This is a genomic window from Paenibacillus sp. E194 (assembly GCF_000935845.1).
Lineage (GTDB): Bacteria > Bacillota > Bacilli > Paenibacillales > Paenibacillaceae > Paenibacillus_B > Paenibacillus_B alvei_B.
The window spans coordinates 1-6,702 of sequence record NZ_JMDX01000278.1; the positions used below are offsets into that span (position 1 = coordinate 1).

5 protein-coding genes and 1 pseudogene are annotated in these 6,702 nt (G+C 35.5%); 2 read left to right on the forward strand and 4 right to left on the reverse strand.

All coding sequences use genetic code 11. From position 1 onward, the window contains the following. Positions 1–103: 103 nt before the first annotated feature. A complete protein-coding gene (locus tag AZ66_RS25015) occupies positions 104–2,563 on the reverse strand; it encodes an O-antigen ligase family protein (protein ID WP_044357364.1) in 2,460 nt (819 codons plus the stop codon). 336 nt (positions 2,564–2,899) lie between these two features. Continuing rightward, positions 2,900–2,989: an NAD-dependent epimerase/dehydratase family protein gene (locus AZ66_RS33920; protein ID WP_442950321.1), complete on the reverse strand. Its 90-nt coding sequence runs from the start codon at positions 2,987–2,989 to the stop codon at positions 2,900–2,902. Positions 2,990–3,236: 247 nt separating this feature from the next. On the opposite strand from AZ66_RS33920, the gene AZ66_RS25020 reads away from it, so the two are divergent. Beyond that, a complete protein-coding gene (locus tag AZ66_RS25020) occupies positions 3,237–4,217 on the forward strand; it encodes a glycosyltransferase family 2 protein (protein WP_044357365.1) in 981 nt (326 codons plus the stop codon). After that, positions 4,214–4,882 (forward strand): annotated as a pseudogene (locus tag AZ66_RS33115) (UTP--glucose-1-phosphate uridylyltransferase). Before AZ66_RS25020 ends, AZ66_RS33115 begins: the two are co-directional and overlap by 4 nt. Positions 4,883–4,961: 79 nt before the next feature. On the opposite strand, the gene AZ66_RS31625 reads toward AZ66_RS33115, so the two are convergent. Beyond that, complete coding sequence (locus tag AZ66_RS31625) at positions 4,962–5,423, reverse strand: hypothetical protein (protein ID WP_156160072.1); 462 nt, start codon at positions 5,421–5,423, stop codon at positions 4,962–4,964. A gap of 239 nt (positions 5,424–5,662) precedes the next feature. Beyond that, entirely contained in the window at positions 5,663–6,442 is a 780-nt protein-coding gene (locus tag AZ66_RS30185; RefSeq protein ID WP_052648849.1) for a glycosyltransferase family 39 protein, read from the reverse strand. Positions 6,443–6,702: the final 260 nt, after the last annotated feature.

Below are 6,702 nucleotides of genomic sequence, written 5' to 3' on the forward strand. Positions count from 1 at the left end.
GATGAATTCAGAAGCCACCTTCTAACTGCGTAAGACTATGGTAACCGTCTTTTAATACTGTCCATAAATGGGGTTACAGTTCAGGGGTCGCTTTTTACTATAATTATTCAGCTTTGAATTTAAGTTCAGCGATTTGATCAATTTGATTCTTCTCATCAGGGTTTAAAGCGATTAACTTGTCGTACCAAGCTTGATCGATTTGCCCTTGCTGAATGGTTGCTGCAACATACCAACGAGCTAAATCCATATTATTAGAATCTGTGAAATCCTCTTGAAGGTATGGCATCATCGCTTCTGCGGCTTGCCCTGGCTCGCCCTTCATAAAGTAAGCACGTCCTGCATTCATTGCCATTTGAGATTTGATATAGAATTCCTTATTCGGAATAATCTCTTTTGGCAGAGCCTTTAAGCGTTCAACTTTTGCCTTTACATGCTCAAATGCGGCAATAACTTCATCGAGATATTTATCTTTTTTGTCTGGCGCGGATGAGATGGCTTTATAACCTTCCCGTACAGTATAATCCATATAACCATCGTACCAGTACATATCCCAAGGGAACTTGGACGCATTTTCGGAATAGACAGTATATATCTGTTCATCCATACCTTTAATCTTATAACCATCGATTAATTGTTGTAATAACGGTTGTTTATGGTATGGGTTCGCTTGGATGGCCTTATTCAGTACTCGTACAGCTTCATCAAAGAACTGCTCGTCCTTTTGTTGTTTATACACTTCAAAGTACAATTTAGCATCAAAGGCAGCATACTCAGGATGTGTAGGGCGAATGGACAACGCTTTATTTAAATATTTCATCGTTTCATTAAAGTCATGTGTCTCATTTACGGTACGTACCGAACTTTGATATGCACTCGAAGCTTGAGTAAATAAAAGCGATGTAATAAATAATCCAATACCAATAACACCAAGAATACTTGAGAATGTAGCTCGAAGAGCTTTAGGTTTGAACTTTTGCAACGGTTTGGATTCAATGGATGAAGCCATCCCTCCAAGGCAAAGGAACACGAGTATTCCGATAAATACATAACTCATGTTAAAGTCCATTGCGCTGTGGATCAGTATACTTGTTGCTAATATGAAGTAAATAAAATGGCTGTCGCGTTTTTCATCACTAGATTTAAAATATGTGCGAATGTAGTTCCAATATATATAGATAAGGAAGCCCAGTAATAGCGCAATACCCAATATCCCTGTCTCAACTAAGTACTGCATATAGTAACTATGGGCTTGGCGAGATCTATAAGAGTAATCTTGGTACTCTTCAAAGAGCGAGAACCACGCGCCTCCGCCAGCACCTAAAACGGGATAGTCCTTTAACACTTTTACCGAATCTTTGTAGAAAGTAATCCGTTCCAGAACACTATGCTGCTTAAAGTTCACGGTTTCCAATCGAGTGGCGATGTTCTCCGGTAACATGTTCTTAACATTGGTTCCGATTAGGATGAAAAGCAGTAGTCCTGCAATAATAGCTCCGCCGACAGGAATAGCCAATGTCCCCCAACTTTTCTTTGACAATCCATCAGTCATTTTCTCTAATCGCGGAGAAATCCAACGTTCCAGTGCATAAGTAATGGCTGCTGCAAGAGCAGAACCTAGAATAACATATGCCCAGCCTTTTAACGAGTTAATAGCTGAGAACTCTTTTTGTACGCTTAAACCAATCTCAGTAACAGGATTCAGAATGAGTAGAGTGATGACTCCACTAACAGCTAAGTGCATGAACCACATTAGTTGACGATAAGGTTTTAGGAATATTAATACTACTACAAAGGCAACGGGTAAAAGAAGCAACCCACCACGTGATAAAGTCAAAAAGATAGATAGAATAAATGGAACCAACATAAATGCATGGCCGGACTTTCCCCACCAAATACGCGATTTACCGATAAAGAATAGAGTTGCTAGCAGGAAAGCCATTAGAAATCCTGCATATGTATTCGCATATTGGAAGACTGAAGCAAGACGAGCACCATTCGAGTCATCCATTACTGCGTTCCCAAATGCACCTGATTCAGTTAAAGGGACTCCTATCCACTTTATAAACAATGTAATAAATGAACCGTTTCCTAACCAATGGAATAATCCAAAGAAGACGATGATGTAAGAAATCATCATCAACGCTAGATTAAACATTCGATTTACGACACCATCTTGCGCTATAATAGATGATGCGACAAAAAAGATTCCGTACATAAGCATGATAAGTAGCATGTTTTCCGCCAAATATTGCGAAGTTGCGTTTATCATCGACAACGCATAACTTGAAGGCAATAAGAATACAGCTAGGGACAAGGTATCTTTATGGCTAGACCATTTGAGTTGTTTCCAACCAATAGCTACGGTAATAATAGCGAGTATTCCTGAAAATACAGCTGCTATATATATCGGTTGCTCATGATCTGATATTTGTCCGTTGAATAGTGCAACTTTAAATGATGACCAAAGTAAGAATAAGATGATGACTCCAAACATTAGCCATGGCGCTTTGGAGCCTTCGTTGTTTTTCGTGGCTTTGGAGCCGGTATATCCATAAGTCGACAATTTTGACGCTCCTTTACTGACAAATTATACACTTAATTTTAGCATAAAATATCGAACATACAATTGTTTATCATGCTCTTTTCAATCAGAATGACGATTATTGCATAATTTGGTATTTATTTAGTGCGAAATGTGTTTCTATTGATATCAAATTTTATCAAATATAATAAGATGATTCTTTGATTAGGAATTATCTCGGTTTGTCGATCCCTCTATTCCTTTAAAGGGAAGATATCAGGTATCGTCAGCAATCTGAGTGAGTATTTCTTTATCGCGGATATCGCACTCTATCATTCTACGGTTCTTGCTGCTTCAGGATGTCCGGTATAAAGGTTATCAACGACTATGACAATCCCCTTGCTCGAGTAGTGCTTGGACGGTATGAGAACCTATGTAACCTGCTCTACCTGTAATAAGTATAGACATATAACCCCCCTAATAATGCACAACATTTAGAATACGTGTATAATAGTAATGTTGTGGATTCGTATAATCTTTCGAATATTAAAAATATTCTAGTAGTTCCGCCTTGTGCACATCAGAGAATAATTTTTTTCCTTCAGTATTACTCTAATCTAAAATTAACGCCAGTATTAAATTACATACCTGGCTTTTTTGTGCTAAGTACTATAATAATATTTGATTTGACCCGTACAAGGAGGAGAACAATAAATTGAAGTTAATATCAGTAATCGTTCCAGCCTATTATGAAGAAGAAGTGATTGAACAATGTTACCTAACTCTAACTAGAGTAATGGAAAGTGCTGAACATTCATACGAATTGATATTTGTTAATGATGGTAGTAGAGATAGAACTCTAGAAATATTAGCGGAAATTGCCCAATCAGACCAGCGTGTGAAGGTTATTGACTTTTCAAGAAATTTTGGACATCAAGCAGCCGTGAGTGCTGGTATCAGTAAAGCAAATGGGGACGCAATTGTAATAATTGATGCAGATCTACAAGATCCACCAGAAGTTATACTCACAATGGTTAAAAAATGGGAAGAAGGTTACGATGTCGTATACGGAAAGAGAAAAAAAAGAGAAGGAGAGACATTTTTTAAACTTATAACAGCAAAGTATTTTTATAAGTTTTTAAAGTATATGTCAGATGTTGATATTCCTAGAGATACGGGTGACTTTAGATTAATAGATAAAAAAGTGGCATATGTTTTTAATAAAATGACAGAAAAAAATAGATTTATTAGAGGTATGATAAGTTGGGTCGGATTCAATCAAACTTATGTAGAATACAACAGAAATGAGAGATTTGCAGGAGTAACAAAATACCCTTTAAAGAAAATGATTAAATTTGCCTCGGACGGAATATTCTCTTTTTCATCTAAACCGCTGAAGTTTATTATGAGGTTAGGTTTTTCTACTGTAATTTTAGCATTTATTGTACTTATTTATTCATTACTATCGAAAATTTTAGGAGTCCCGACCGAAGCAGGATGGACATCTATAATGGTAGCTATAACTTTATTTAGTGGTGTTCAGTTACTTTCGCTCGGAATTATAGGCGAATACATTGCTAGAATATATGATGAAAGTAAAAATAGACCGCTTTATTTAATAAAAAAAGAAATAAATGTTCCTTCTGAAAAGTGTGAAAATAATGAAAATCCTGAAATCCTAGGAGGTTTGAAATGAAGATGCGGAAAGCGATTATTCCAGCGGCACAGCAGGACTAGGAACTCGTATCATACAACATATTGTTGAGGAACCTGTTGATTCCGGCATAGAAGATATTATTATTGTTACAGGAAAGGAAAACGGGCAATAGAAGATCACTTTGCTAGATAATTTTGAATTGGAACACAACATATTAGAAAAAGATAAACTGGCACTACTAGGAGAAGTAAGAAGATCCTCTGAGATGGCGAATATACACTTCGACAGAGAGAACCACGTGGACTAGGGCATGCAATATGGTTCGCACGTAAATTAATTGGGGATGAACCTTTTGCAGTTATATTAGGAGATGACATTGTTCAAGCTGAAAGGCTCGTAGAGGAGCCTTCAAAAGAACTAGCTCCATCCAATTGGGAAATAATGGGCATTACATACTGAGGCCTCGTATATTTTATATTAGAGTTGCTAGAGCAGCAGGAAGTGGGTATACACGGTTAAATTCAGCTGAATGATGCCATACCTAAGTCGGGGAGAGATTTATGGCCTATTATTTTGAAGGTCAACGCCATGATGTAGGGGAGAAACTTGGGTTTATTGAGACAACATTGCATTATGCGATACAGCGTACGGAATTAAGAGATGATTTGTTGGAATTTATGAGGAAAATATTAGAGAATAAATGATATTTGCTTAGCTGTCCAATGTTAGTAAAAGAAATCGCCGTCTTTCTCTTGTGGAGACGGCGATTTCTTTTATTGTTTATCACTTCACTGTAGTTGTTTTTTGTCTAAAATTATTATATCTACTTTTAATTGTAGAAAGAAAACCACCTTTTTTTATTTTCAAGAGTAAAATGTAACAGCTATACCCTTGAATGATCATGATGGCTGGCATAATAAAATATCTATATCTAGTTTGAATTTCTATAACTAAATGCACTGAAAAATATGCCAATATAAGTAATAAGAAGAAAAATATTTTATGATTGGTATCCCTTGAAAACAACAATAATAGAATAGAGAATAGCAATAAGAGCATAATTACAAAATAACTAACATGATCTAAAATAGAAAGCACATTAGCAAGCTTCTCTTTTCCTAAGGAGCTCATACTCCAATAAGGTGCATCGCTACTTTCTGCCCACATAAGCTTTATTTTGTTCAAAAATAGGTGAGGTAACTTACTATAATCTGATATGCGTGCACTGATTAATTCTTTCTCCACGCGAATTCTTTCCTCACCTAGGGGATAGCTGTACACAAAATCATAATCTGATTGGGAATATCTGCCTGATGTTTCGTGGTTGAGTCCTAGTACAAATTTCCAAGATGGATTATGATTAACAAGATGACTGGATGAAATCCCTGTTCCAACTGCAAAAAAGCTTATTAAATAAAAAACCGTGAAATATGTGAATATAAAAACGCCTAAAAATTTCGCGGACGATTTAAAGGTCTGTTTTTTCAATAAGAATAGAAAAAATAATATATTATTATGCATAATATGATCATGCTTCCAAGGGGGCGCATAAGATTTGCTACCGAAATAATTGCTCCGGCGATGATACTCGTTTTTTTGCTTGGTTCGAGTTTTTCAATAATTAAATAGAAACCAAGATAGAAAAGGAAAGTTGCCAAGTGCTGATTGGATAAAACAGAACTCATTATTATATTAGGTATAAAGAAACAGAATGTTATACTTGAAAATTTGGCCGAAAAATCATTGAAGAGTTGCAATGCTATCTTATAAATTAATACTGTGGTTCCAGTACAAAAAAGGACGTTTAAAAATTTTAATATAATTAAGTGTGAACCAAAGATTTTTATAATTAATGCCTGATACATGGTAAAACCGAGTTGGTAAGTCCATGATAAAAAATATCCATCATTATTATAAGAAAAATCCCCATTAGCCATTTTTATTGCTGAATCATACATCATTTGGAAATCTGACATAGGCTGGGTATCGATTGTTAAAATCCAAACTAGTCTAATAAAGAAAGATAGGCACGCTATAAAAAAGATAAATTGACTCTCCTTTGAATATTGCTTCACTGAATAATAAGTCAGCAAAAAAACTGAACCTAAATATAAAAGTGAAACCAAAGGCATATATTCCCTGTATGTTGGATCATAACCAAATAGTGCCTGAACTAAAAAAAACACTATACCTAAGATAAATGAAAATAATAAGAAAAGTGCAGAGGATGTGAATAATCTTGCTCTAACATATGTAGTATCCATCAATAAGCCACCTATTTTTTAATAGTAAATTAAAGAACCATTTTAGCAACCCTCAATTTTCAGGGTACATTTTCTTATCCAAATCACAGGTTTAAAATATCCTTGTTTTCTCTGCATCAGAGAGAAATATATTAGTAGTTTACTTTACCATGGTTGATCAAGAGGTGGTGACACCTATATAACTGAATGCTGCAGATAAGATTTTCTCCTATAAGCGCACACCCTCACCCCTTCAAAGATAGAGATACTGAGAAGTTCTT